General features: G+C 61.2%; 23 protein-coding genes. 5 read left to right on the forward strand and 18 right to left on the reverse strand.

The genetic code is table 11. The features are described 5' to 3' along the window. The first annotated feature begins 52 nt into the window (after nt 1–52). The 3 genes from H7X45_RS13200 to H7X45_RS13210 are packed head-to-tail and all read left to right on the forward strand — an operon-like array spanning nt 53 to nt 4,468. Complete coding sequence (locus H7X45_RS13200) at nt 53–1,594, forward strand: multicopper oxidase family protein (protein ID WP_156843024.1); 1,542 nt, start codon at nt 53–55, stop codon at nt 1,592–1,594. Between the two features lie 13 nt (nt 1,595–1,607). Beyond that, nucleotides 1,608–3,947, forward strand: coding sequence for a heavy metal translocating P-type ATPase (locus H7X45_RS13205; RefSeq protein ID WP_187335265.1), 2,340 nt, complete (start codon nt 1,608–1,610; stop codon nt 3,945–3,947). Nucleotides 3,948–3,976: 29 nt separating this feature from the next. Further along, complete coding sequence (locus H7X45_RS13210) at nt 3,977–4,468, forward strand: hypothetical protein (RefSeq protein ID WP_224801916.1); 492 nt, start codon at nt 3,977–3,979, stop codon at nt 4,466–4,468. A 17-nt stretch (nt 4,469–4,485) separates the two neighbouring features. Here the strand turns inward: H7X45_RS13210 and H7X45_RS13215 are convergent, their stop codons facing one another. Together H7X45_RS13215 and H7X45_RS13220 are read right to left on the reverse strand one after the other, a co-directional pair. Continuing rightward, nucleotides 4,486–6,438, reverse strand: coding sequence for a cytochrome c/FTR1 family iron permease (locus H7X45_RS13215; protein WP_156843022.1), 1,953 nt, complete (start codon nt 6,436–6,438; stop codon nt 4,486–4,488). A 96-nt stretch (nt 6,439–6,534) separates the two neighbouring features. Next, a complete protein-coding gene (locus H7X45_RS13220; protein WP_010240550.1) occupies nt 6,535–7,152 on the reverse strand; it encodes a cation efflux transmembrane domain-containing protein in 618 nt (205 codons plus the stop codon). Nucleotides 7,153–7,227: 75 nt separating this feature from the next. On the opposite strand from H7X45_RS13220, the gene H7X45_RS13225 reads away from it, so the two are divergent. Then, on the forward strand, nt 7,228–7,626 hold the full coding sequence (locus H7X45_RS13225) for a MerR family transcriptional regulator (RefSeq protein ID WP_060703638.1): 399 nt from the start codon (nt 7,228–7,230) through the stop codon (nt 7,624–7,626). Nucleotides 7,627–7,763: 137 nt separating this feature from the next. Here H7X45_RS13225 and H7X45_RS13230 read toward each other — a convergent pair whose 3' ends face one another. The 16 genes from H7X45_RS13230 to H7X45_RS13305 form a co-directional block, all read right to left on the reverse strand. Beyond that, entirely contained in the window at nt 7,764–9,158 is a 1,395-nt protein-coding gene (locus tag H7X45_RS13230; protein ID WP_187335266.1) for an aldehyde dehydrogenase family protein, read from the reverse strand. Then, nucleotides 9,155–10,795: an acetolactate synthase large subunit gene (locus H7X45_RS13235; protein WP_156843020.1), complete on the reverse strand. Its 1,641-nt coding sequence runs from the start codon at nt 10,793–10,795 to the stop codon at nt 9,155–9,157. Before H7X45_RS13235 ends, H7X45_RS13230 begins: the two co-directional genes overlap by 4 nt. A 92-nt stretch (nt 10,796–10,887) precedes the next feature. Next, a complete protein-coding gene (locus H7X45_RS13240) occupies nt 10,888–11,841 on the reverse strand; it encodes a cation diffusion facilitator family transporter (protein ID WP_156843019.1) in 954 nt (317 codons plus the stop codon). After that, nucleotides 11,841–12,710, reverse strand: coding sequence for a hypothetical protein (locus H7X45_RS13245; protein ID WP_156843018.1), 870 nt, complete (start codon nt 12,708–12,710; stop codon nt 11,841–11,843). Before H7X45_RS13245 ends, H7X45_RS13240 begins: the two co-directional genes overlap by 1 nt. Next, nucleotides 12,707–13,336, reverse strand: coding sequence for a cation efflux transmembrane domain-containing protein (locus tag H7X45_RS13250; RefSeq protein ID WP_156843017.1), 630 nt, complete (start codon nt 13,334–13,336; stop codon nt 12,707–12,709). Before H7X45_RS13250 ends, H7X45_RS13245 begins: the two co-directional genes overlap by 4 nt. Further along, entirely contained in the window at nt 13,333–13,704 is a 372-nt protein-coding gene (locus H7X45_RS13255; protein ID WP_156843016.1) for a SpoIIAA family protein, read from the reverse strand. The genes H7X45_RS13250 and H7X45_RS13255 overlap by 4 nt, the downstream gene beginning before the upstream one ends. 22 nt (nt 13,705–13,726) lie before the next feature. Next, nucleotides 13,727–16,990, reverse strand: coding sequence for an efflux RND transporter permease subunit (locus H7X45_RS13260; protein WP_187337160.1), 3,264 nt, complete (start codon nt 16,988–16,990; stop codon nt 13,727–13,729). Between the two features lie 43 nt (nt 16,991–17,033). Continuing rightward, complete coding sequence (locus H7X45_RS13265; protein WP_156843015.1) at nt 17,034–18,182, reverse strand: efflux RND transporter periplasmic adaptor subunit; 1,149 nt, start codon at nt 18,180–18,182, stop codon at nt 17,034–17,036. A gap of 11 nt (nt 18,183–18,193) precedes the next feature. Then, complete coding sequence (locus tag H7X45_RS13270) at nt 18,194–19,447, reverse strand: TolC family protein (protein WP_156843014.1); 1,254 nt, start codon at nt 19,445–19,447, stop codon at nt 18,194–18,196. 63 nt (nt 19,448–19,510) lie between these two features. Then, nucleotides 19,511–19,885: a hypothetical protein gene (locus tag H7X45_RS13275; protein WP_187335267.1), complete on the reverse strand. Its 375-nt coding sequence runs from the start codon at nt 19,883–19,885 to the stop codon at nt 19,511–19,513. Between the two features lie 124 nt (nt 19,886–20,009). Then, entirely contained in the window at nt 20,010–20,963 is a 954-nt protein-coding gene (dmeF, locus tag H7X45_RS13280) for a CDF family Co(II)/Ni(II) efflux transporter DmeF (RefSeq protein WP_160661443.1), read from the reverse strand. Nucleotides 20,964–21,093: 130 nt separating this feature from the next. After that, nucleotides 21,094–22,032, reverse strand: a complete 939-nt coding sequence (locus H7X45_RS13285; RefSeq protein WP_156843011.1) for a DUF2493 domain-containing protein — start codon at nt 22,030–22,032, stop codon at nt 21,094–21,096. A 220-nt stretch (nt 22,033–22,252) separates the two neighbouring features. Next, nucleotides 22,253–22,693 (reverse strand): hypothetical protein, encoded by a 441-nt coding sequence (locus H7X45_RS13290; RefSeq protein ID WP_156843010.1) that lies wholly within the window; start codon nt 22,691–22,693, stop codon nt 22,253–22,255. Nucleotides 22,694–22,707: 14 nt separating this feature from the next. Then, nucleotides 22,708–23,637 carry an ArdC family protein gene (locus H7X45_RS13295; RefSeq protein WP_156843009.1) on the reverse strand — a complete coding sequence of 310 codons (930 nt, stop codon included), beginning with the start codon at nt 23,635–23,637 and terminating at the stop codon, nt 22,708–22,710. A 193-nt stretch (nt 23,638–23,830) separates the two neighbouring features. Continuing rightward, nucleotides 23,831–24,364 (reverse strand): RES family NAD+ phosphorylase, encoded by a 534-nt coding sequence (locus H7X45_RS13300; protein WP_232333036.1) that lies wholly within the window; start codon nt 24,362–24,364, stop codon nt 23,831–23,833. Between the two features lie 159 nt (nt 24,365–24,523). Further along, on the reverse strand, nt 24,524–24,916 hold the full coding sequence (locus H7X45_RS13305; RefSeq protein ID WP_156843007.1) for an antitoxin Xre/MbcA/ParS toxin-binding domain-containing protein: 393 nt from the start codon (nt 24,914–24,916) through the stop codon (nt 24,524–24,526). A gap of 165 nt (nt 24,917–25,081) precedes the next feature. Between H7X45_RS13305 and H7X45_RS13310 the strand changes: the two genes are divergently transcribed. Then, a complete protein-coding gene (locus tag H7X45_RS13310; RefSeq protein ID WP_187335268.1) occupies nt 25,082–25,420 on the forward strand; it encodes a hypothetical protein in 339 nt (112 codons plus the stop codon). Nucleotide 25,421 lies beyond the last annotated feature (1 nt).

The raw sequence follows: 25,421 nt of genomic DNA on the forward strand, positions 1-25,421 counted from the left end.
GGGTGGGAGGCGCTCGGTTGCGCCGGTGCCTCCCACGCAAAAACAGGTGAATATGCCCGATATCGACAGGCCCAACTTTCAGGATCGGCGCGATTTCATGAAGAGCGCCGGTCTCGCGGCGACGGGTTTCGCGGCGCTGCCGCTGCTGGGCTGCGATACGCAAAGCAGGATGTCGCTCGATCGATCAGGTGCAAGCAAACCTCTTGCCATACCTCGGCTACAGGCCGGAACGATCGAACGGGGCGAGCGTGTCTTTCGCCTCTCCCTCACACCTGGCGAGAAAGAATTCGTGTCCGACACTCCGTCTCCGACAATCGGCATCGATGCATCCTATCTCGGGCCCACCCTCGAAATGCGCCGCGGCGAACAGGTTCGCTTTCAGATCGACAACAAGCTTGCCGAGGACGCGACTGTCCACTGGCATGGTTTCGAACTTCCCGCCACAGCGGATGGCGGACCGCACCAGCTCGTGCGGCCCGGCGAGCGCTGGAGCCCGTCCTTCGAAATACGCCAGCGCGCTTCGTTATACTGGTATCATTCGCATCTGCATCGCCGGGCCGGACCACAGGTCTATACCGGACTTGCTGCCCCGATCTACGTGCGCGACGAGGAAGAGGATCGCCTCGATCTGCCGAGCCGGTACGGTGTAGATGACATACCGCTCGTCGTGCAGGATCGCGTGATCGACAGCTCGGGCCGCCTTGTTTACCCGCTCGACATGCACTCGCGGATGATGGGGGTGATGGGTGAGCGCATCTATGTGAACGGAACGGCCAATGCCGTTTTCGAGGCCGCCGCCGGTCCGCTGCGCCTGCGGCTTCTCAATGGATCGAATGCGCGGTTCTACACCTTCTCGCTCGAAGGTGATCGTCCGATGCAACTCATCGCAAGCGATGGCGGCCTGCTTGCCGCGCCAAGCGAGGTTCGCAGTCTTACCCTTGCCCCAGGCGAACGCGCACAAGTGATCGTCGATCTTTCCGAAGGGCGCCCGCTCCGGCTGATTGCCAGCAGCCCTGCTAACGCCATGGGCATGATGGGCGGGCAAGGCGGGGGTATGATGGGCGGCGGAATGATGGGAAACCGGACCGGTCGCGAGAGGCAGGGCCGCACATTTTCCATCCTCGATATGCGCCCCTCCGGCTCGTCGACTCCAGTGATGCTCCCGCCCACCCTCGCCGCGCTAGCCGCGCCAGACCCCTCGCTCGCCGTTCGCAGCCGCCGTTTCGTACTCGATATGGGCATGATGGGTCGGGGTATGTCGATCAACGGCCAGACCATGGACATGGATGTCATCAATCAGCGCGTACCGGTGGGTCAGTGGGAAATATGGGAAATCGCCAACGCATCGATGATGGCGCATCCCTTTCATATTCATAACGTGCAGTTCCGCTTGCTCGACCGGGACGGCCGGCCTCCGCGGGCGGAAGAGGCGGGCTTCAAGGACACCGTTATCGTCAACCCGCGTGAACAGGTCAGGCTGCTGCTACGGTTCGAAGAGAATACCGATCCCGACACTCCCTACATGTATCACTGTCATATCCTCGAGCACGAGGACGCAGGCATGATGGGGCAGTTCGTGGTCACGGCCAGTTAGGGGAGAACGACAGATGAGCGATGGGCACAATGCGATCGAGGGTACGGCGACCGACCCCGTTTGCGGAATGAGCGTGAAGATGGACGGCGCCCGCTTCATCGATCGACACAAGGGTGGCGACCATTACTTCTGCTCCTCGCGCTGCCTCGACAAGTTCCGCGCGGATCCGGAGATGTATCTTTCAAAGGCGCACCTCGATGCTGTCGAGGATGTCCCGGAAGGTACGATATACACCTGTCCGATGCATCCGGAGATCCGGCAGCCGGGGCCGGGCTCCTGCCCGATATGCGGGATGGCCCTCGAACCCGAAACGGTCACCTTGAACGAGGGTCCCGATCCCGAACTGGTCGACATGCGGCGAAGGTTCTGGTGGAGCGCGCTCTTCACCCTGCCGCTCTTCGCTTATGCGATGGGCGACATGATCCCGTCGCGACCGTTCGATCAGATCATCGAACCCGCTTCCGCGCAGTGGCTGCAGCTTCTGCTGGCCACTCCGGTGGTGCTTTGGGGCGGCTGGCCCTTCTTCACCCGCGCGCTGCAATCAGTCCGAACCATGAACCTCAACATGTTCACCCTGATCGGCTTCGGCGTTGCCATCGCTTATCTGTTCAGCCTTGTGGCAACCCTCGCCCCGGACATCTTTCCCGAGGCATTCCGCGATCATGCGGGCCGGGTCGGCGTCTATTACGAGGCCGCAGCGGTTATCACGACCCTCGTGCTGCTCGGGCAGGTGCTCGAGCTCAAGGCGCGCGGATCGACATCGAGCGCCTTGCGAGCGCTTCTCGAACTCGCACCCCCGACCGCGATGAAGATCTTCGGTCGCGGGGACGAGCGCGAAGTACCGCTCGATGAATTGACGTCGGGGGACCTGCTGCGCGTGCGTCCGGGCGACAAGGTCCCCGTCGATGGCACGCTCGAGGATGGAAGCAGTGCCATCGACGAATCCATGATCAGTGGCGAACCCATTCCCGTCAAGAAAAGCGCTGGCGATCCCGTGATCGGGGGCACTGTCAACCAGACCGGCAGCTTCACCATGCGCGCGACGCAGGTCGGCGCGGACACCATGCTCTCGAAGATCGTGCAGATGGTGGCGGAGGCGCAGCGCAGCCGGGCACCGATCCAGCGGCTCGCCGACCAGGTCACCGGATGGTTCGTACCCATCGTCGTCCTTGTCGCTATCGTGAGTTTTGTCGTCTGGGCCATCTGGGGACCGGCACCGGCCCTTGCCTACGCGCTCGTCAACGCGGTCGCCGTTCTGATCATCGCGTGTCCCTGCGCGCTCGGACTGGCGACGCCGATGTCGATCATGACCGGTACCGGCAAGGGCGCGCAGCACGGGATCCTGATCAAGAACGCCGAAGCGCTCGAAACGCTGGAAAAGATCGATACGCTGGTCGTCGACAAGACCGGAACGCTGACCCGGGGCAAGCCTGATCTTGTCGACGTAAAACCGCAGCCAAATTTCGACGAGCAGGAATTGCTGAGCCTTGTCGCTGCCGTTGAGAGAGGAAGCGAGCATCCGCTCGCCCACGCGATCGTGGAAGGGGCTCAAAACAGGGGCGCTGCCATTCTCGACGCTTCCGATATCGAATCCGTGACCGGCGAAGGTATCCAGGCAAATGTCGACAAGCGCCTGGTCGCGATCGGGAATGAAAAGATGATGGAGCGTATGGGGGCGCTCGAAGAAGGCTGGCGGTCAACGGCGGACGAAGGCCGAAGCCTCGGACAGACGGTGATGTTCGTGGCCGTGGACGGGGCACCGGCAGGCCTTATCGCGGTCGCCGATCCGATCAAGGCAACCAGCCGCACCGCTATTGCCGCGTTGCATGAGCGCGGCATCAAGATCGTGATGCTTACCGGCGACAGCGAAGCCACCGCGCGTGCGGTAGCAAGCCAGGTCGGTATCGACGAAGTCGAAGCGAACGTCTCGCCCGAGGACAAACATCGCAAGATCGAGCAGTTGAAGAGCGAGGGTCGCCGGGTCGCTATGGCCGGCGACGGCATAAACGACGCACCCGCGCTTGCCGCTTCGCATGTCGGCATCGCGATGGGAACGGGTACCGATGTCGCGATCGAAAGCGCGGGCGTGACATTGGTGCGCGGCGACCTCGTCGGCGTTGTTCAGGCGCTCGTCCTGTCTCGGGCCACTATGCGCAACATCAGGCAGAACCTGTTCTTTGCCTTTGCGTATAATGCGCTCGGCATACCGGTCGCAGCAGGTGTCCTCTATCCATGGACCGGGTTGCTTTTGAACCCGATGATCGCGGCCGCAGCGATGAGCCTGTCTTCGGTATCGGTGATCGGCAACGCCCTGCGCCTGCGCGCCCTCGCTCTTCCCAAATTCGATACCTGAGCGATGGGGACGGGACGGAGATCGCAGGAGTGACGAATCAGACGATGCAGGATCAGGACCAAATCTCTGAGGAATCGCGCGAATGGCGCGGTGCTCATCCAGCCCTCTGGATCGCGATATTCGGAATTCTCATCGCTTTCGCCTGGGAGATGCTCCAGCTTCCTTTCTACCAGTCGGGAGGTCTGTCGCCTGCCGAGGCAGCACGTCGCTGCGGCCTGGCCTCGTTCGGCGATGCCGGGATCATGGTGGCCGCTTATCTCGGCGCCTCTGTCGGCAGTGGTAAAACGCCGTGGCTCGTAGACTGGCCGATCTCGCGTTTTGTCGTGTTCCTGGGAATCGGCCTGGCCATTACTGCCATGGTCGAAGTGCTGGCTGTCGGTGCCGACTGGGGGTGGTCCTATAGTGCAATCATGCCGCTTGTGCCCGGGACCAAAATCGGCCTGGTACCGATCGTGATGTGGGTCGCGGTTCCCACGGCCACCTTGTGGCTCGCGCGCCGTCTCGGCACCGGACCCCGCTGATCGCAAACCGGGATCTCCTATCCCTCGACAGCTGCCGGCTGCGGTCCCGATGGTGATCGACTTACCCGAAATCCGGCAATCAGGGCCAGCAGCGTGAGCAATTGCGCGCCGATCGTCTCGACAGTCGGGAAGAAGCCGAGTTCGGCGAGGCGCGGCAAGCCGGCAATGAAAGTGGCGGAAAGAACTCCGGCCTCCTGGAAAGCGCCCACGCCCTTGCCCGCGAGAATGACCGCAAGGATCGCAATCAGGATAGCACTGTAGCGGAAGAACTGGGTGATCGGCAGTTTGCGGCTGTAGCGCAGCATGGCCCATGCAATGAGCGCCAGCAGCGCTACTGCGGACAAGGCACCTGCCAGTATGATGCCGCTGCTCTGCGGGTTCCACAGGGCAGCGTAGAACAGGATAGTCTCGAACGCTTCCCGGTAGACGACCACGAATGCAAGACCAAAGAGAAACCATGCCGATCCGCGCGAAAGCGCCTTGCCCATTTTTTCCTGGATATAGCGCCGCCATTCCTCGGCCTGGGATTTGCCATGCATCCAGATCCCGACCGATACGAGAATGACAGCCGCAAGCAGCGCGCCGATCCCTTCGGTCATCTCGCGGCTCGCCCCGCTGATGCTTACGAAGTAGGTTGCTACGACCCAGGTGGCGACACCTGCGAAAAGAGCAGCGATCCACCCACCATGGATATAGGGCAATACCTCGGAGCGCTGCGACTTTTTCACAAAGGCGATCATGGCGATCACAACCAGAATTGCTTCGATCCCCTCGCGCAGGAGAATGGTGAACGCCCCGAGAAAGGTCGAGATTTCGCTGGCCGCCTCAGGAGCCAACGCTTCCTCGGCTCTTGCCAGCAGACTATCGATGCGAGCCCTTAGTTGCTGTAGTTCGGATGGATTCGCACCGGACTCTATTCCGGCCCGGAATTGCCCGAGCGCCTGTTCTACCTCCCGCATCAAACCGCCATCGCGCGTTGCCAGGAGGGCCTCCAGGGGTTCAAACCCGTCGAGATAGGCAGACAGGGCAAGCTGCCGCGCTTCCTCTCGGTTGCCAGCCCGATAAGCTGACAGGCTGCGATCGAGCGTATCGCGAACGAAGGCGAGCGAACCTGCGTCATTTGCCTGTCCCACCGCATCGGGATTGGCGCGAAGATAGGCCATGACGGCGAGCGCACGGTCCTCGCCGATCTGCTCGGCCAGACTTTCCGGTGTGAGCGCGGCGAGCGTCTCGAGATCGGGGACAAGCTGGCGTATGCCATCATCTTCCCGCCAAATACGCTCGCCCTTGGCCACATCTTCAAAAGCAATGCTGCCGGCATGGAATGCAAGCGCCCAGCGATCCTCGTCGGACAGCGATGCGAAGCTGGCCATGGACGTTCCTTCCAGCCCTTGCGTGATGACCTGGTAAAGCCCGAACGCACTGCGCTGCCGCGCCCGGTCGATATCGGTGAAGTCGATCGGCGGGGGATCAAGTGCCTGCATTGCGGCCGGTGGCGCACTTCCGGCGGCGCCGTGACACGAGGCGCAGTTCTGCGCGAAGAGAGTGCGGGCGCGGTCAAGGTCGGGCGCTTGCGAAGGGGCAAGCGGAACCGGGTAGGCTGTCAGCAACGAGGCTGCCAGCGCGCGCGCTAAGCGCCCAACTCGCTCGGCGGGTTCCTTATTGGCGATCAGAGCTCGCAGCTGGTCCGATCGGCGGATGAGTGCTTGATTGTCTTTAGTATCCGGCAATGCAGCGATCTGCCGCGCCACGACATCGGAAAACTCCACCATTTCGCGATATTCGAATTCGTCGGCAACACGTCCCTCGGAAACGGCGGAGGCGTAGTCGACCGCGATATAATCGAGCAGACGCCAGGTGGTTCGCACGTCGGGTTCTTCCGCGTTCGCGGTGACGGACAGACACAGCGCAAGCGCCAGCAGAATGAGCCGCAGTGCCGGATGGACGGTGGCGGAGACGATGCGATGCATGAGGGGTCTCTATATCTGTTGCAATTAATCCGCAATAGCAGGGTGTAGACGGAAATGTATTTCCTCCAACCCCCGATCGCGGGGATATTCTGGAGTTTAGGTAGAGCGCAGTTCGCCACGGGCCTGTTTGGAGACTTCGGCACTTCCCCACACCGCCAGTCCTGCCATGATGCTCGCCACAACCAGATCGGGCCACGCACGGCCGGTGCCGAAAACGCCAATCGCTGCCGCCAGCACGGCGATATTACCGATCGCGTCGTTGCGCGAACAGATCCACACCGAGCGCATGTTCGCATCGCCCGAGCGATACCGGAACAGCATCGCGGCGACGGCGAGATTTACCGCCAGAGCAAGAGAACCGATGGCGCCCATCGTTCCCGGGTCGGGCGACGCCCCGACAAAGAAACCCCAGATGGCCGAGCCGAGCACCCACAGGCCGAAAGCCAGCATGGTCGCCGCCTTTACGAGAGCCGCACGCGCGCGCCAGACGAGCGCCATCCCCGCTACACCGAGACTGATAGCATAGTTTGCCGCATCACCGAGAAAGTCGAGCGCGTCGGCCTGCAAGGCGCGCGAATCCGCAGCAATGCCTGCCACGATCTCCACGCCGAACATGATTGCATTAAGGCCCAGTGCGATCCACAGAATGCGCCGCCATGTCGGATCGTTGTTGTTTGCACCGGCCTCATCGGGGCCGCAGCAGGTCTTTCCCATTTACTCGACTCCTTGCGTCGATCCGCCCTATGCACCTTGTAGTAACTACAAGGTCAAGCGGCAGGAGCCTTTGTCATGAGAATTGGTCAACTTGCCCGGATAACCGGCGTCAAATCCGAAACAATCCGCTTCTACGAGCGTGAGGGTATCCTCGCTGCCCCTCCACGCACGCGGGCCAATTATCGCGATTATGGACCAGCAGAGGAAGCGCGCCTTAACTTCATACGGCGCGCGCGTGATCTCGGCTTCTCCATGGCACGCATCAGGGAATTGCTCGATCTCTCCGATGATGCCGACCGGTCCTGCGCGGGCATCGACGCTCTGGCCAGAAGCCATCTCGGCGAGGTCGAGCGCAAGATCGCGAGCCTGGAGGCGTTGCGGACGGAACTTGGGCGTATGATCGCTGCCTGCGAGCAAGACACTGTAGGCGATTGCCGCATCATCGATGCACTTGCGGGTACCGCCGAGCCTTGATGTCCGCGCCTCGTGCGCCAGTTCGGTCAGGCTCGCCAATGCACGGCTTTTGTCGGCCGCCCATAAGAGACTTAACTTCGGGAAAGGCCGACGAGTGCGAAGCTGCCCGTGTCGCCATCCCGGGTCTGTCGAACGGGCTATGATGCCGCCGCAGGCCAGTTCCAGACGGCCATTTTTTCAATGCTCATATCCGCCATAGTGTAGGGGATCCCGCCGACGCCAAGCCCGGAGCGGCGCAGCCCTGCAAAAGGCATCCAGTCCACGCGGAATGCCGTATGGTCGTTCACCATCACAGCCGATCCCGCCAGAGACTGTATGCAATGATTGGCGATTGACAGCCGATCGCTGAATACAGCGGCCTGAAAGGCGTAAGGCAGGGCATTGGCCTGCTCGATAGCCAGGTCGATATCGTCATAGCCATACACGCAGATCACGGGGCCGAAGATTTCTTCCCGGGATATCTTGGCACTTTCGGGAGGATCGACAATGACGGTCGGGGAGAAAAGAGTGTCACTCAGACGGCTTCCCCCGCACACCAGGGTGCCTCCTGCTGCGATGGCTTCATCGACCCAGCGTTCGACGCGGTCAACTTCCTCCGTTCGGATCAGGGGTCCGCATTGGGTCTCAGCATCGGCGGGATCGCCCACTACCAGCTTTTCGGCAACTCGCCTTAGGTCATGAGCGAAGTCTTTCAATTCTGCAGCAGGGACGTACACGCGCTGCACGGAAACGCAGACCTGACCCGAATGATAGAACCCGCCTTTGAGCAACGAGGCGATCACTACTGCGCGCTCCACGCCGCTGTCCACGATTACCGGCGCCGCGCCGCCGTGCTCGAGAGCAATGCGGGTTCCCGGCGCCAGCTTCGAGCGAAGCATCCAGCCGATCTTCGCAGAACCGATGAATGAGAAGAACTCCGTGCGCGGATCGGTTACCATTCTTTCGGCAATATCGTTGCCGCAAGGTGCGAACCGGCACCAGGCCTCGGGCAGGCCGGCTTCATGAAGAATGCTCACGAAGCTCTGGCATGACAGAGGCGTTTCCAGCGCAGGCTTGATGAGAACGGGGCACCCGGCTGCTACCGCCGGTCCAACCTGATGGACGATCAGGTTGAGGGGGTGATTGAATGCCGAGATCGCCACGACAGGACCGATCGGTTCGCGGAATGTATATGCCGTCCTTCCCGCACCCGCTTCTGTCAGGTCCATGGGGATCTTGTGACCGCCGCCATCGCTGAGCGCCTGAACGCACAAGTCGACGCTGTTGATTGCGCGACTGGCTTCCACGCGCGCATCGACCAGGGGTTTGCCGCCCTCCCTGACGATCTGGAGAGCCAGATCCTCGGCTCGTTCGCGCATGATATCCGCAGCCCGCCGGAGGATGGCGATACGCTCGTGCACGGCAAGCCAGCCATGGCGGTCGCGGTGGAGCAACTGCGCTTCATTCAGCCATTCATCGATTTGAGCCCAGTCGACAAGCGCTACTTCTGCAATCGGCGAGCGGTCGAAGGGATTGTGAACGATCGTTTTCATAGCTCGCACACCTTTGCGCCGAGTTCGTCGATCAGCACCTTCTTGTTTTCGGAATAATCGACGGGCAGGTCGACAAGGTGCACGCCGCCAGCCTCGAATGCGGCGTTCAGGACCGAAACCAGATCCGCGCTTCGCTCGACACGGTGGCCGGTCGCTCCATAGCTTTGTGCGTAGGTGACAAAGTCGGGATTGGAAAAGGTCAGGCCGTAGTCCGGAAAGCCAAGCTGGTCCTGCTTCCAGCGGATCATCCCGTATGCTGCATCATTCAGAACGAGAACGACAAGGTTCAGTCCAAGCCTGACGGCCGTTTCCAGTTCCTGCGAGTTCATCATGAACCCGCCATCGCCGCATACCGCGAGCACTCTGCGCCCCGGCGCCAGCATCGCAGCCATCATGGCCGATGGAAGGCCCGCGCCCATCGTCGCCAATGCATTGTCGAGCAGGATGGTGCCAGGCTCGTGGGCGATGTAGTTTCTGGCGAACCAGATCTTGTAGATGCCGTTGTCGAGCGCAACGATATCATCGCGCGCCATTACGCTGCGTACGTCGGCAACCACGCGCTGGGGGACCATCGGAAAACGTTCGTCGTCGCTGGTCTCGGAGATGTGCGAAGCAATCTCGTGATGCAGGGCGGTATAATAGCTGCGGTCGCACTGCAGCTTGCCATCGAGGCGGCTTCCCAGCCGCTCGACCGATCCGGCGATGTCGCCGATGACTTCGAGCTGCGGGAAGTAGACCTGATCGACTTCAGCCGCCTTGTAATTGATATGGATGACGGTCTGACCGTCCGGCTCCATGAAGAAGGGCGGCTTCTCCACCACGTCGTGACCGATATTGACGATCAGATCGGCCTTCTCGATCGCGCAGTGAACATAATCGCCCGACGATAGCGCCGCAGTGCCCAGATAGAGTTCGCTATCTTCATCGACCACGCCCTTGCCCATCTGGGTGTCGAAGAAGGGAAAGCCGGTATCAGACACGAATTTGCGCAACGCTTTCGAAGCGCGGCGGCGGTTCGCTCCAGCTCCGATCAATAGCAAGGGCCGTTCCGCAGCAAGAATACGCCGGGCCGCTTCGTCGAGCGCAGCATCTCCGGCGACCGCATAACGCCTGTCATGCGGCGGTATGACCGGTTCGATCGTTTCCTCTTCAGCGATATCTTCGGGCAGTTCCAGGAGGACGGCTCCGGGTCTTTCTTCCTGCGCCAGACGGAACCCTTCGCGAACGAGCGAGGGAATGCGATTGCCGTTCACGATCTGGGTCGAAGCCTTGCAGAGCGGCGTAAACAGGGAAACGACGTCGACAATCTGGAACTGGGCCTGTTTCGAGGTCTTGATCGGTTTCTGCCCGGTAATAATGACGAGCGGAAAGGCCCCGAGCGCGGCATAGGCCGCCGGTGTGGTCAGGTTCGTGGCACCAGGCCCGAGCGTTGCCAGGCACACACCTGCCTTGCCGGTCAGGCGGCCATAGGTCGCCGCCATGAAGCCAGCGCCCTGTTCGTGACGGGCCAGAACCAGCGTGATGGCGGAAGTTCGCAGCGATTCCAGGAGATCCAGGTTCTCTTCGCCTGGAACGGCGAAAACATATTCGACTCCCTCGGCTTCGAGTGCGGCGACCATGAGATCGGATGCTTTCATTCGTTGGTCCTCATTTTACGAGTTGCAGGGCGGTTCATGCCGTGCGCTGCCAAGCTGCTTGCCCACAGCGACCGACCCGATCGCCGCGCTTGTCAATGGTCGTGGTCATGGTGATGGTTCTTCTCGACCTGATGGTCCGGGATCATGTCCGGATCACAGTCCGCAGCGAGACAGGCTTCGAACGTTGCATGGGCGATGGCGTGCTGCGTCTCGAGCATACCGCGAGCCCGCGCCTTCACATCCTCGAAAGCCTGCAACGAAGATTCGGCAGGAACGATATGCGCCTCAAGCGCGCGATAATGCTCGCTGATGCTCCAGATATGGACGTGATGGACGTCGGCCACGCCTTCTGTGTCACGCAGGTCGCACACAATGCGATCGAACTCGCTTTCGTCCGGCACCGCACCCATCAAGAGCCGCACCGTGCGAGGCAACAAAGTGACGCCTTGCCAGATCACATAGGCAGCAATGACCACGGTGATGATCAGATCGGCGATATAAAGTTCGTATCGCAGAATGAGTACGCCAGCCACGATCACACCGACCGAAGCCAGCGCATCGGACACATTGTGCAGAAAGGCGGCTTTCATGTTGAGGGAGTTTTTCGAGCTGGCGTAGACCATCACCGCCGTAACCACGTCGATCACCAACGCTATCCCGGCGACCCAGATTACGGTCCACCCCTCAACGGGTTGAGGGTCTGCGAAACGGTTGATCGCCTCGACGAGCAGATAGAAGCCGATGATAAGCAAAGTCGTCAGATTGATGAGAGCTGCCACGACTTCCGCACGAGCATAGCCGAAGGTCATAAGCTTGTCGGCTGGCCGGCGCCCGATCCGCCTCGCAAACAGAGCCAGTCCAAGCGATGCCGCGTCGCTGAAGTTGTGCAGCGCATCGGCGATCAGTGCGAGCGAACCCGACAATATCCCCCCGATGATCTGGGCAACAGTCAGCAGGACGTTGAGGGCGACGGCCAATACAAGGCGGCCGTCGCTCATGTTCTCTTCGCCGTGACTGTGCCCGGCATGACCGCCGGATTGTGCCATTACCTGCCTCCTTTTTCTCTTCTCTTGGTCGTCGTAACGGACTGCGCGGGGGAATGCTGGAACGTGCTGTTCGAAACATCGAGTTCGCGCGACAGTTCTCCAAGCGCCGAGATCGCGAGGCCGAGCAGGGCGAATCCTCCGACAAATGCCGGGAGCGTCATGTGATTGGCGGCGACCGATCCGGTTCCCATGCGAAGCAGCGCGCGCGCCGATGCAACTATAAGAAAGCCCGGGATAATAGCCGCTAGCCAACCTCGCCCGCTGTCGGTGAATCCGTGCAGCGCCCAAAAGGTCAAGAGAGCGATGCCGATGAAAAGCAGGGAAAAGAGGACAAGTAGCGCAAGCTGGTCCATCCTGCTCACTTGGGCGGATCGGTATTCATCGATCGCCTGGCGTCCTATTTCCAGGTTCGCAAAAACAAGCGCTGCAGACACCGCCACTGCTGTCGTCGCGGATGCCGCAGCGGCAGCACCCAAGAGAACGCTGTAAGGCAGGATTTCGAACGCAATCGACACCGAGATGCGACGAACCAGGGTTGGCCTATCGAAACATCGCTCGGGTCCGTCATCACCCCGTCTGAGTCTTGCGTATCGGCCAAGCTCGCTGAAAAGCAGAAGTAGCAGCCCGCCCGCCAGCATCAAACCAGTGAGTGCCCAGCGGGTGAGAGGGGATTGTCCCAGCGGAAGAGTTAGCAAGACGGCAAGGGCTGTAAAGGCACCCGAAACGCCGCCTGGCAGGAGCGGATGCAGGAAGTTCCAATTGCCTTTCGCCAATTTGCCGCCAATCATGACCCCGATGCCTGCTAGCATCGCCAGGACAAGGACCCGCGAAAGGTCCTGCGCGGCAAACAAAGTATCGAATAGCGTCAATTCCTTTTCTCGCCGTGGACGGTCCCCGCCTCCTCATGCACATCCATATGCGTATCGCGCAGGATCTGCACTCCGCCGTAGAGCGCTATGCAGGCGACCGCTATTCCGACCACCAGATCGGGCCAGTTGGCACCGGTAATCAGCACAACGATGCCGGCGATGATGATCCCGCCATTGGAGATGAAGTCGTTGAAGCTGAACGTTGTCGCCGCCCGCATATTGACGTCCTTGTTCTCCATCTTCTGCAACAGGCGCAGGCAGTAGAGATTCACCAATCCCGCGACGAACGCCATCGCCATCATCAGCATGCCGCCCGGATCGGAACCTTCCACGAACCGACGGTAAGCATCGAAAATGACCCCAGCAGAGAAGATCAGCAGCATGATGCCGGAGAAGCGCGCGGCTCCGCGCTTCCAGGTCCGCGAGCGGGTTAGCGCAAGCAGGCTGAGCGCATAGACGATTGCATCCGATGAATTATCGAGGCCGTTTGCCAACAGCGCGTTGGAATCGGCAAAATACCCGACCGCGAAAAAGCCGATCGCGATGGCCACGTTAAGCCACAGGACAACCCACAGGGTCTTGCGCTTTTCAGGCGACCCGACATCGACCTCATGACCGCCACTCATGCTGCGTCCTCCCCGGTTCGTACCCAGCTTTCGGCATGACTACGCTGTGATGGTTGGAAGAACTTCATTTCGGCGCGGAAGAGCGACGATGACATCTCCGTGCCCCACTCTTCCCATTTGCTGTCACCGATTATGGCGATCCGGCCGAAACAATCCTTATGCCGGACGTCGAACTTGAGATCGCGCCAGAGACCTCCGAGGTCCCAGCCCGAAAAATCAGGCGCGAGCTCGATTACCATCGGGACGGTGCCGGCCTCGCGCTCCGCGATACGTTCGAATTGGGGAACAAAGCGGTTATAGTCTTCATCCTCCAGCCTGCCTCCGGCGCGTATCCAGAGCAGTCCGTTCTCTTCCTTCAGTGCCAGCACCGTATTCTCCTTTCCCGATCGGTCATGCGATGTCCTTCAGTTCGCGCTCTTCATCGCTCGTCACATTGCGACGCAGACGGTCCCACCACTTCTCGCGCCAGCTTCGCTCGTCGTCGGAACTGTGCAGTACGAGCCGCGCGATCACGGGAAGGACGAACAGCGTGAGTGCGGTCGCAGTGATCAGGCCGCCAATGACGACCGTAGCCAAAGGACGCTGCACTTCGGCCCCTGTTCCGGTTGCAAGAGCCATGGGTACAAAGCCGAGTGAGGCCACCAGCGCGGTCATCAACACCGGTCGCAGGCGCGCGAGCGCGCCATCTGCGATCGCGTCATCAAGTGGCATACCACTTTCAAGACGCTGCCGGATCGCGGTCATCATGACGAGACCGTTGAGCACAGCCACACCCGACAGGGCAATAAAGCCGACCGCCGCCGATACCGAGAAGGGCATGCCTCTCAACACGAGGGCAAACACACCGCCCGCCAAGGCCATCGGGATGGCGCTGAACACCGCCAGGGCCGGAACCCATCCACCAAGCGCCATGTACAGCAGGAGCAGGACAACGGCGAAGCAGATGGGCACCACGATCGCGAGCCGAGCCTGCGCTTCCTGCAGGTTCTGATACTGCCCGCCCCACTCGATGAAGGAGGCAGGGGGCAGATCGACCTGGGCCGAAACACCTTCCTGCGCTTCTTCGACAAAGGAACCGAGATCGCGTTCGCGGACGTTGGCGGAAACGATGACGAGCCGGCGACCCTGTTCGCGCCGGACTTCGGCGAGACCATCGACGACCTCAAAATCGGCCAGCGTTCGCAGCGGAACCGTGACGCCGTTTTCGAGGACGATCGGCAGGGCTCCTAGCTGGTCGAAATCGTCGCGCGTTGCGTCTGCCAAGCGTACGACGACATCGAAGCGGCGGTCGCCTTCGAACACCAGGCCCGCCGGTCGGCCGCCAAGGGCGATGGCAACGGATTGCGCCACGTCCTCGACCGTGAGACCGTACCGCGCGATGGTGGGACGATCGAAAGCGATGTCGAGCGTCGGAAAGCCCGTCACCTGCTGCACCTTTACATCGGCCGCACCCTCGACACCGCGAAGTACGCCTGCAACGTCGCCCGCCGCTTCGGTCAGTGCGGTGAGATCGTCGCCGTACAGCTTGACCGCCACATCGCCGCGTACGCCTGCGATCAGTTCGTTGAAACGTAGTTCGATAGGCTGACTGAACTCGTACAGGTTCCCGACAAGACCGCCAAGTGCACTCTCTATCTCGCCAACGAGTTCATCCTTTGGCAAATCCGGGTCTGGCCACTCCTCACGCGGTTTCAGAATGACATAGGCATCCGATGCGTTGGGCGGCATGGGATCGCTGGCGACTTCTGCCGTACCGGTTCGCGAGAAGACCAGCTCGACCTGCGGAAACTCCTCGAGCCTGTCTTCGACCCGCCGCTGCATCGCCAAGGATCGTTCGAGTGAGGTCGAAGGAATCCGAAGCGATTGCACCGCTATGTCGCGCTCGTCGAGCTGGGGAGTGAACTCACTGCCAAGAAAGCCGAACATTATTGCCGCGACAGCAAACAGGCCAGCACCAGCACCGATAACCGGCCAAGGACGCGCAATGGTCTTGCGAATAGCGGGACCGTAGCGATCCTTTGCCATACGGATCGGTTTCACCTCCTTCTCGGTCAGCTTCTTGTTAAGCAGGACCGCAATCATCGCGGGCACGAAGGTGAGTGACAGCACAAAGGCCGAAGCCAGCGCGAGCATGACCGTAATCGCCATTGGCGAAAACGTCTTGCCCTCGACCCCGGTGAAGGTGAGCAGCGGCGCATAGACCAGCAAAATGATTGCCTGTCCGTAGACCGTCGGCTTGATCATCTCCTGCGCGGCAAGCCGCGTCTCGGTAAGGCGTTCGCCCAGGCTGAGCAGCCGGCCTTCGCGATGCTGGCGCGTGGCAAGCCGCGCGACACTGTTCTCGACGATGATCACCGCGCCATCGACGATCAGGCCGAAGTCGAGCGCGCCGAGGCTCATCAAATTGCCCGAGACGCCCAGCCTGTTCATGCCGATGGCCGCCATCAGCATCGAGATCGGGATGACCAGGGCCGCGATAATGGCGGCCCGGATATTGCCGAGCAGGAGGAACAGCACCGCGATAACCAGCAAGGCGCCCTCGACCAGGTTTTTTTCGACCGTGGCGATCGTCGCATCGACAAGCGAAGAGCGGTTATAGACAATTTCTGCCACCACGCCGTCGGGTAGCGATGCGCGCACCTCTTCCAGTCGGTCTGCCGCCTGAGCCGATACGGTGCGGCTGTTCTCACCGCTGCGCATCAACACAGTGCCGACGACCGCTTCGTCGCCATTCAGCGAAGCAGCCCCCGTGCGCAGATCGCCCCCGATTTCGACATTCGCTACATCGCCGATGCGGATGGGCACACCCTCGCGCGTCGCGACGACAGCCTCCTCGATATCGGCGATTCCGCCCAGTCGCGCATCGACGCGAACGAGCAGGGCTTCATCGGCCCGGTCCACGAAATTGGCGCCCGCCGCGAGATTGGCGGCCTCGAGCGCATTGATCAGGGAGTCGAAAGACAGGCCGTAGCCTGTAAGCCGTGCCGGATCGGGCTGAACGAGGAATTGCTTCTCGAAACCGCCGATTGAATCGACCCCGGCCACGCCGTCGATCGAACGCATGAGGGGTGCCACGACCCAGTCCTGCACAGTACGCAGATAGGCAGCCTTGGCGACCTCGCTTTCCAGCCGGTCGCCGCGCTCGGTTATGAAGCTGCCATCTCTCTGCCACCCAGTCCGGCCGCCTGTGGTCGCTCCCTTGCCGCCGGGATGCTCGTATTCGATTGTATACATGAGCACTTCGCCAAGCCCGGTGGAAATTGGCCCCATGGTCGGCTCCGCCCCTTCAGGCAGCGAGGCGCCGATCGGCGCGAGACGTTCGTTCACCTGTTGGCGAGCAAAGTAGATGTCGGTGCCTTCCTCGAAGATGGCGGTGACCTGGCTGAAGCCGTTGCGCGAAATCGATCGGGTCATCTCCAATCCCTCGATCCCGGCAAGCCCGGTTTCGATTGGAAAGGTCACCTGCGTCTCCACCTGAGAAGGCGAAAGCGCAGCCGCGCTGGTATTGATCTGCACCTGTGTGTTGGTGATATCCGGCACCGCGTCGATCGGCAGGCGCAACAGATTGAATGCGCCATAGATTGCCGCGAAAATGGTGAGGACGATAATCGCCCAGCGGAATCGCACGGCAACATCGAGGATCATCCCGATCAGGCCATGGTGATGGCTATTCTCGTCCGAATGGGACGACGTTTGATCAATGGCCATGTTCTGCGCCCTCCTTTTCGAGCTCGGCTTTCAGCAGGAAGGCATTGGCGGTCGCGATACGCTGACCCGTTTCGAGGCCGGACAGGATCGTCACCATCCCGGCGGATCGGCTGCCCGTTTCCACCTCGCGCGCCTGAAACCCGCGGCGAGTCCGGACGAACACCACATCGCGGCCCTCAAGCACCTGCACGGCATCTTCAGGAACCGCGATAAGGGTCTGATCCACTTCTCCCGAAGGGCGGATGCGAGCCTGAAGGAACGAGCCAGGCTGAAGACCTGGAACAGCGCGCGAGATGCTGAGGACAGCTGTCGCGCTTCGGCTTTCAGGATCGAGCGAAGGCGTGACAGAGCGTACGCGCGCGCCGATCTCGCGACCATCGCCAACAATCAGTGCTGCCTCATCGCCGGGCTGGATGCGCGAGGCATCTTCCGACGGTAGCGCGACTTCGACCTGGAGACCGTTCGGATTGACGACCTGATACAGTTCCTCGCCGGCATCGACGAAGGAGCCAAGTACGATTGGCGCAGCCGTCACGCGTCCGGATAGGGGACTGGTGACGGCGAGCGAGCGACCGTCACCGCTTACCCCGGCAGCGCTGACCGCGGCCTGGGCCCGGTTCAATTCGGAACGGGCGACATCGAGATTGGCGCGCGCGGCTTCCAGATCCTGCCGTGCGGTAACATTCGCCTCGAAAAGGCGATGTTCACGATCAAATGCCGACGACAGTTCGGTCACGCGAGCACGAGCTGCACTGAGCTGCGAGGCGAGCGCAGCAGCATCGGCGCTTTCAATCCGTGCAACAGTCTCGCCCTGGCGGACATAATCACCAAGCGTCTTGCCCACAGTGCGTACCACACCCGATGCGCGCGCATCGATACGCGCACTTGCGGTCGGACTAGCGGCTACCGTGGCCGGAAATACCAGGTCGACGGATGCACCATAACGTACTGTACCGATTACAATTTCGGCAGCCCGAATCTGTTCTTCGCCGATCAGAACGAGGCCCTCCGGCAATTCTGTTTCGGCTGCTTCTTCGACGCCACCGGTATCGACTTCACTGTCAGGCCAAAGCATCAGAAGCAAAGCTGTAGCGAAAATGACGATTCCGGCGATGATCGCCAGTTTCTTGCGGTTCATTTGAATATTCCTCATTGTGCGGCCAGCCGGATCAATTCAGCAGCAGCCTGCCCCCGGTCCTGCTGGGCAGCGATCAGGGCTTCACGAATTGCATCGCGCGCTTCGGCAGCGCTCAACACCTCGATCAACGGAAAGCGGCCGTTGCGGTAGCCGATGCGGACAAGCCGCAGCGCCTCTTCGGCCTGGGGCAGCGATGTCCGGGAAAGCGTTTCGACGCGCGCCTCAGCAGCGAGATACTGCGCCCGCGCCCGGGTTACCGATTGTTCAAAATCCGCCAGTGCCACGGCCTCGCGTGCATTTGCGGCGCGAAGCCTCGCTTCTGCAGCCGCGATATTGCCCTGATTGCGATTGCTGAACGGAAGCGGGATCGAGACGCCTACAAGGAATGCGTTGTCGTTGCTTTCTTCGAAACGGCGCACACCGGCCGAGACGACCGGATCGGGAACGCGCAAGCTGCGCTCACGATCAATATCTGCCGCAGCAGCCCTGCTTTCGGCGCGCGCCACCCGCAACTGGAGCCCTCTCGCCGCAGCCAGTGCAACTCCAGGTGGCCGGATGTCCGGAAAGTCCGCCGGGACTACAGGGGGCACGTCCTGAACGCCCCAGAGAGACGCGAGAGCAGTGCGCGCCGCGAGACTGGCCGCTTGAGACGCTTGCAATTCGGCGCGCGCCTCTGCCAGAGCCGCCTCTGCACGCAAGGCGCGCAAAGGTGGCTCACGGCCTACTTCGACCAGCAGTCCTGCAATGCGAGCGAGCTCTTCGTTCCGTTCGACCACATCGCGGGCCAGTTCCACGCGCGATGCAGCGGCCGCCGCTGCGACATATCGCTCGCGGACGAGGTAGCCGAGTTCGACATCGGACAGGTCGGCGCGAAGGTTTGCAAGCTGTGCTTGCGCCCGGGCAGCTTCGACCCGGGTCCCCCGCTTGTTGCCAAGTTCAAGGCGCTGCCCCACCGCAAGCGTGTATTCGGTAGCCCGCAGTCCGGAAAAAGCGCCGCTTCCGGCGATATTCTCGACCTCGAACGAAACTTCGGGGTTCGGTCGGAGACGCGCCTGTCCGACGAGCGAGCGAGCGGCATCCGCTTCGGCGCGCGGTCCCACCATACGCGGGTTCGCGGAGATTTCATCGACTTCGCCCGTGACACCTGAGCGGCTCAGCGCGTCTTCGAGCGTCAGAAGCTCACGCTCCTGCGCCGCCACGGTCGTGGCATGAGCGGCGAGGAACAGCCCTCCAAGGAGGACTCCTCGCCAATGAATGGCTAACATTTTCCGAAAATTCCTCTGCTGACAATCCGAACTGCGCTGCGGCATGCAGCGCGGTGACGGTCGTCAGGCGCGAGGAGGGCGCTTCAGTCGGTCGGTAATGTCGGAAGCGAGCGCCTCGGAGGGAGGCGCATCGGGAACCACAACCAAATGAGGGACCGAATCCTTCTGCACGGTGCTGGCAAAGATTGCCCCATGATGACAATGGCCGTGCCCACACATGCCGTGTTGCTCGGTCGGCGCATCCGAATCACCCGGAACTTCGTCGGTAGCTGCGGATGACGCGGACGCGCTGTCGAGCGAAGCCAGAACGGGCGTGCTTCCGGGCGCCACTTCGGCGCCGCAAGCAGCAGCATCCGCCGCGGTCACGAACACCATCGCGACCAGCATGAGCAGGACGACAAAAGGATGCAGGACAAGGCGACGATAGCTTGTGGTCATGGATTCCGACGGCTCCTAGCAAACCGGATCAAGATTGCAAGCTCCGTAATACAATGAAGTATAAGTCGTTTGTTACAGTATAACAGTCCTCGAATACTGTTTCGGCCTTGCAAGAACGGGACGATCAGGCTGCGCGAAGCTCGGGATGGGGATGCTCACAGCGATGCACTTCGATCGTGACGTGCACATATTCCGCATGCTCTGAAAGTCGGCTCGCATAATGGTCGGGCGCGAGCGGATCACCGGCGATGAGCGAGGCGATGACCGCATACTTGCCAGGGCCGATCCGCCAGATGTGCAGATCGCCGATCGCGGCGTCCCGGTCCTCGAGCGCCTCGCGCACCTCTGTGTACCGTTGAGAGGCCGCTTCGGCGTCCACAAGCACGGCAGCGGTATCGCGCAGCAGTGACCATGACCAGCGCCCGATCACGAATGCACCCACCAGCCCCATTGCCGCGTCCATCCATGCCCAGCCGAGGTACATGCCGGCGAGAAGGGCCACGATAGCCAGGACCGAGGTCAGGGCATCGGCAAGCACGTGGAAATAGGCGGAGCGCAGATTGTTATCGGCATGCGCATGGTGGTGGTGATGATGATGGTCGTGATCATGCCCATGGTGATGATCGGCACCAAGCAGCCAGGCACTCGCGAGGTTCACCACAAGGCCGAGCACGGCGATCCAGATCGCCTCGGTATAGGCAATCGTGAGCGGGCTGACGAACCTTTGAGCCGATTCAACCGCGATCCCGATTGCGAAGATGGCGAGGACAAGCGCGCTCGCGAAGCCGGCGAGGTCGCCCACCTTGCCGGTACCGAATGTGAAACGCGGGTTGTTCGCATGGCGCCTGGCAAACCAGTAGGCGAAGGCCGCGACGCCCAAGGCACCTGCATGGGTCGCCATGTGGATACCATCGGCTAGAAGCGCCATCGATCCGGTCCACAGGCCAGCGACGATCTCGACCACCATCATCGCGGCGGTCAAGGCAACGACATAACGCGTGCTCCGGTCATGGGCGTCGTGCGAGGCGCTCAGGAAGTTGTGATCATGGGCGAGCGGATTGGAGTCGGCGTGGTGCATGCGGGGCTGATAACCCGAGATGCCTTCCCAAGAAATCCCCTCTCCAACCGAAAAGGCAATCGATGACAATTGTCTGAGATGGTCGCCGCAGCCAACCGATGGTAGACATGTTGCAGCGACCAACAGACTATTATCCCTTAGTCTTGGATCCGGACGTCACGGTCCTGCGATCGACCACAGTGATCCGGCGCGTCTTGGCGTCGATCACTAGCCGTTCAGTCACGCCATTGCCCGGAAAGGCGACAACGTAGCGCGGATTGAGCGAGAGCATCTGCTCGTTGCGCTTGAACCCGGCGCGGGCACCAAGACGACGATCGAGCGAAAAGGTCAGCTGCTGGACTTCGCGGCGTTCAGCCCAGCTCGCTGCCAGGCGATCGGCACCCTTGCCGTCGCCGCCATGGACCAGGAAGAGATCGGGAACCGCATCGCGAACCTTGTCGAGCGTAGCCCAGATAGTGTCGGCATAACGCTTCGCATCCTCGGTGCTCCCAAAGGTCTGGCGACCACCGGCAAAGACGATTGGAGTTCCTTCCGGAATCAAAGCGTGACGCCGGTTCTCGGCGCGTGCGCGGAGGAAATCGCGGGCATCGATCACGGCCGATGTGAGGTGGCGTGAATGGCTCGTGCGCGAGCCGGAGACGGGCTTCCACGAGGAACCGGTCTCGTCGCGGTAAAGTGCTGCGGCAGCCTCGCGCATCTGCTCGAAGGCCAGCATGCTGGCTTCGGCGGCCTGCGCGCGCTCTACCTGCTCTTCCAGATTGCTCGAATGCACTTCGGATCCATCGGCCGATGCGAGCAGGACCCGGATCTCGTCGCTGGCCCGGTCAAGCTGAGCCGATTTGCGGCTGGCGGCGCGGTGGAAGAGGTTGACCATACCCCAGGCAATATCTTCGGCATCGGCTTCCAGGGCCGTGTCGGAAAACATCGCGAAAAGGTCGGACCATACGGCGCCAAGCGTCTGGTCGATCGCGTCCTCGCAGGGAAAGTCGGTTTGGCTGAATGGTGCCGGCCTGATGCTGAGGCCTGAAAGGTCGAGGCCGTTCAATTGGTCGATGAAGCTGTCGTACATGGAGTGTCTCCTGATCGCGGGGACAAGGAGAGGAGGCACCATTGCCTCGGTCCTGTCCGCCGGAGCCCGATCAGGGGCCGGGACAAGGGGTGAGGCGCACCGCGTAGCGGGAAACCTGCGGCCCTAGGCTGGCGCGGGCAACACGGGCCGACGGGCCGCAGGTTGCGGCGCGCCCCGACCGGCCCAAGGGCCTCTCCCGGCGGACAGGGACCAGGCAGGATCAGGACCCGGTGTCGCAAGCGGATCGGGAGCGCTCGAAGATCGCTTCGCCATTCGAGAACCGACCTACCAGGCGCAACTCACCAAACAGGTCGATGAACCTACCCGAGACCTGGCCAAGCCAGTGCCGTGCTCTCGCCGTTCGCGGGTTGTAGAAATCAGCCTCCCAGTAGCGAGCGTCATCGCGCTCGGCGAGCCAGATCGCGGCAAGGCCGCACCAGGTCGATATGCCGCAATCGGCGAAGGCGTTGCGCAGGAGAATGCGGTCCTCGCGGCCGCGCCATCCATCGAAGCGTTGAAAAGAAGGAAAGGCGGCTTTCGCGGCATCTATGACCTCGTCGACGAGGCACTCGTAGACCCAGTCGATATCTTCGTCTTCGCCGTCATCAAGCAGGCGAAAGGCCACCACGGAGCCGGTCGGATAGCTGACGGAACGTCCCATCTACCGTCTCCTGTTCAAGCCGCATCGGCGAGATCGAGATCGGCCTCGCTTTCGGAGGATTGGTGACCCCCAAGGTCAAGCAACAAGCTGGCCGCTTCCTCAGCCTTAGCCGCAGCAGTCAGGATCGCGCGCTCGTCCGATTTGAGGATCTTGAGCCAGGAGGCGATGTAGCTGGCGTGATGGTCGAGGTGGGTGACCGGAAGGCCCAGTTCTGCCCCGAGAATGGCTGAGGACAGTTCGGCGATCAGTTCTTCGGCAGCATAGGCGTCGCTACCGAAGCGGTTCTTGAGATCGCGGTCGAGCCGCGATGAATGCCCCGTCCAGTGCGACAGCTCGTGTGCAAGCGTCGCGTAATAGTGGTCATAGGCTTCGAAGAGTTCGGCTGGCGGCATGGTGACCCGGTCGCGCAGCGGCTCGTAATAAGCCTGCGCGCCATGGTGGCGCAGGTCTGCGCCAATATGGGCAAAGAAGGCATCGAGCCGGTCTTCGCGTCCTTCGGGCTCAAGTGCGGCAACCAGCGGCTTGGGATGGTAAAATGCAGGGAGGCCATCGCACTGGTCAGCGTTGAACACGGCATAGGCCTTGAGCACGCGCCGGTTCTCGGTGTCTGCTTCGCCTTCGGCGTTCTCGACCTCTTTGGTGTAGCTCTTGTAGAAGATCGCGATGGTCGATTTTTCACCTTTGCGGACTTGTCCGCCGAGCGCCTGACACTGGCGATAGGTCATCCAGTAAGGCGAGGTATAGCCGCAGCCATCGGCCACCATCCACAACCAGAAAGTGTTCATGCCGCGGTAGGGTGTCCCGCAGGAGCGCAAGGGCCGCGAGACTGGCACGCCGCGCCATGGCTTGACCCAGGGTTTTGTGCCTTGCTCGAGCTTCTCGATGATGGCTGCGGTGATGCGTTGGGCTGGCGAAGTCGATGCAGTGCGGCGGGATTTGGTCATGGGAGGTCTCCTGATTGCCGGGACGGAGATGCCCCGGCTCAGGAAGATCAAAGCTCCCTCCTCTCTCCATTATTTGACGACGCTAAACGCCCACACGCCGGTCGTTGAAGCATTGCCGACGGTGACCTGAATGAGGTCACCGGGTCAGCAGGCTCTATCTCCCCGCAAATGGATCATTCCGGTATGTCCGCATCTACGCGGCGATGACTTGTTCACCGCCGCACAGAATGGTGGGATCCCACTCCTCGCCTGCCTCTGTAAAGGCGTAGAGTTTCGCAATCCGCTTCCCGTCCCACTCGAAACGATAATGCGCTGTCTGTATAGTAGCCCCGAGGCAGCTGTTGTCAGTCACGGCAAGGCAAAGTGCCTTAGGTCGTTCGGGGGTGTAGAAGGCGGCGCCAGCCAATTCTGTAGGCACCTCTTCTCCCGCAGCACGGCAATCGGCGTCGCTCATGCCGATGGGAAGACTTGTAAGGTCTGCAAATGCACCTTCGACCGGGGTTTTCAGCATGCGCATGTCGATGCCGATTGGCGGCTCGCCCGTCCGCCCTAGAAAAATCTCACGCCGCCGTACGGCACGCGCCAGCGCGGTTTGCGGATCGCTGGCCAACTCTAGCGCAGGCAATGTGCTCGGAAAGAACCGCGAGCCCTCGGGATTGATGTAGCGGAAGGGCGCATGGTTCCAGTTCTGCAGCCGCGGCGATCCTTCGCCGCCAAAGCTGACCAACAGCTGCTCCTTTGAGAGTAGACGAGGATTCGTCCGGGCCTCGGCCTCATACAGGGCATCAAAGCGGTCATTCGCGACGAGACCTCGATACACTTCCACCGAAGGAAAGCGCGATGGGATTAGCCGATATCCAAATCCTTTGAACAAATATTCCCTCACTTAGCCACCCCGCTGCGCGTCAAGATATTGTCGCACCGCGAGGATGTCCGCCATGCCCCCGCGCAGCATTACTTCAAGAGCCGATTCGCCGTCGAAAAAGTCGTTCGGTCGAAGCATCCACTCTTCGCCGCGTCGATCATCCGTAAACAGTATTCGGAGCGCTTTCCATATTGCGAGCAAGTGCGAGAGACGTTCTCCGGTGTCCCTGGGCAAACTCCCGCCCTCCTTTTTCCACTTAAAGAATGTCGATCGCCCTGGAGATCCAAGCAGGATGATCTGTTGTTCGGTCGATAGATCCCATCGCTGCGCCATTTCGAAAAATGCTTCTAATTCAGCTGGAATCGATGAAGCCCGTGAGCTCGGGTGAGCACCGGGCAGCGTGTCAGCCGACATACTTGCTCCTCAGTCCATATTTGCACTTGACGTTGCCAATAGTCCAATATCATATTGTCCGTATCGGGACGTTTTCTCGATTCTAGTCCACGATTCGCACGGGTCAAGGCTTTCCGCGCAATCATTAGGACTTGGACGACGAATTTAGATGAAGGGATTAAACAGGTGGAAGGCAACGGCAACGGCAACGGCAACGGCAACGGCAACGGCAACGGCAACGGCAACGGCAACGGCAACGGCGGTTCCGCGATTTCGGTGACAGTCAACTATCAAGCGGCGAGCAAGGTAGAAAGCTTCCCGCGCGGCGCTAAGGTCTCCGAGGTGCTCGCATGGGCAATCACGGCATTCTCAATCGACGACGCCATCGCGACCGAGATCGAACTCGTCGTCACGGGCACGACCGAAGAGCTGCAGGGTTCGAAACCCTTGGCTTCCCTCGCCCCCGGCGGATCGACACTCACCCTCGACCTCGTGCGTGGCGACATTGCCAATGGGAGGCTCTGAG

Source organism: Novosphingopyxis iocasae, assembly GCF_014334095.1.
GTDB classification, from domain to species: Bacteria; Pseudomonadota; Alphaproteobacteria; order Sphingomonadales; family Sphingomonadaceae; genus Novosphingopyxis; species Novosphingopyxis iocasae.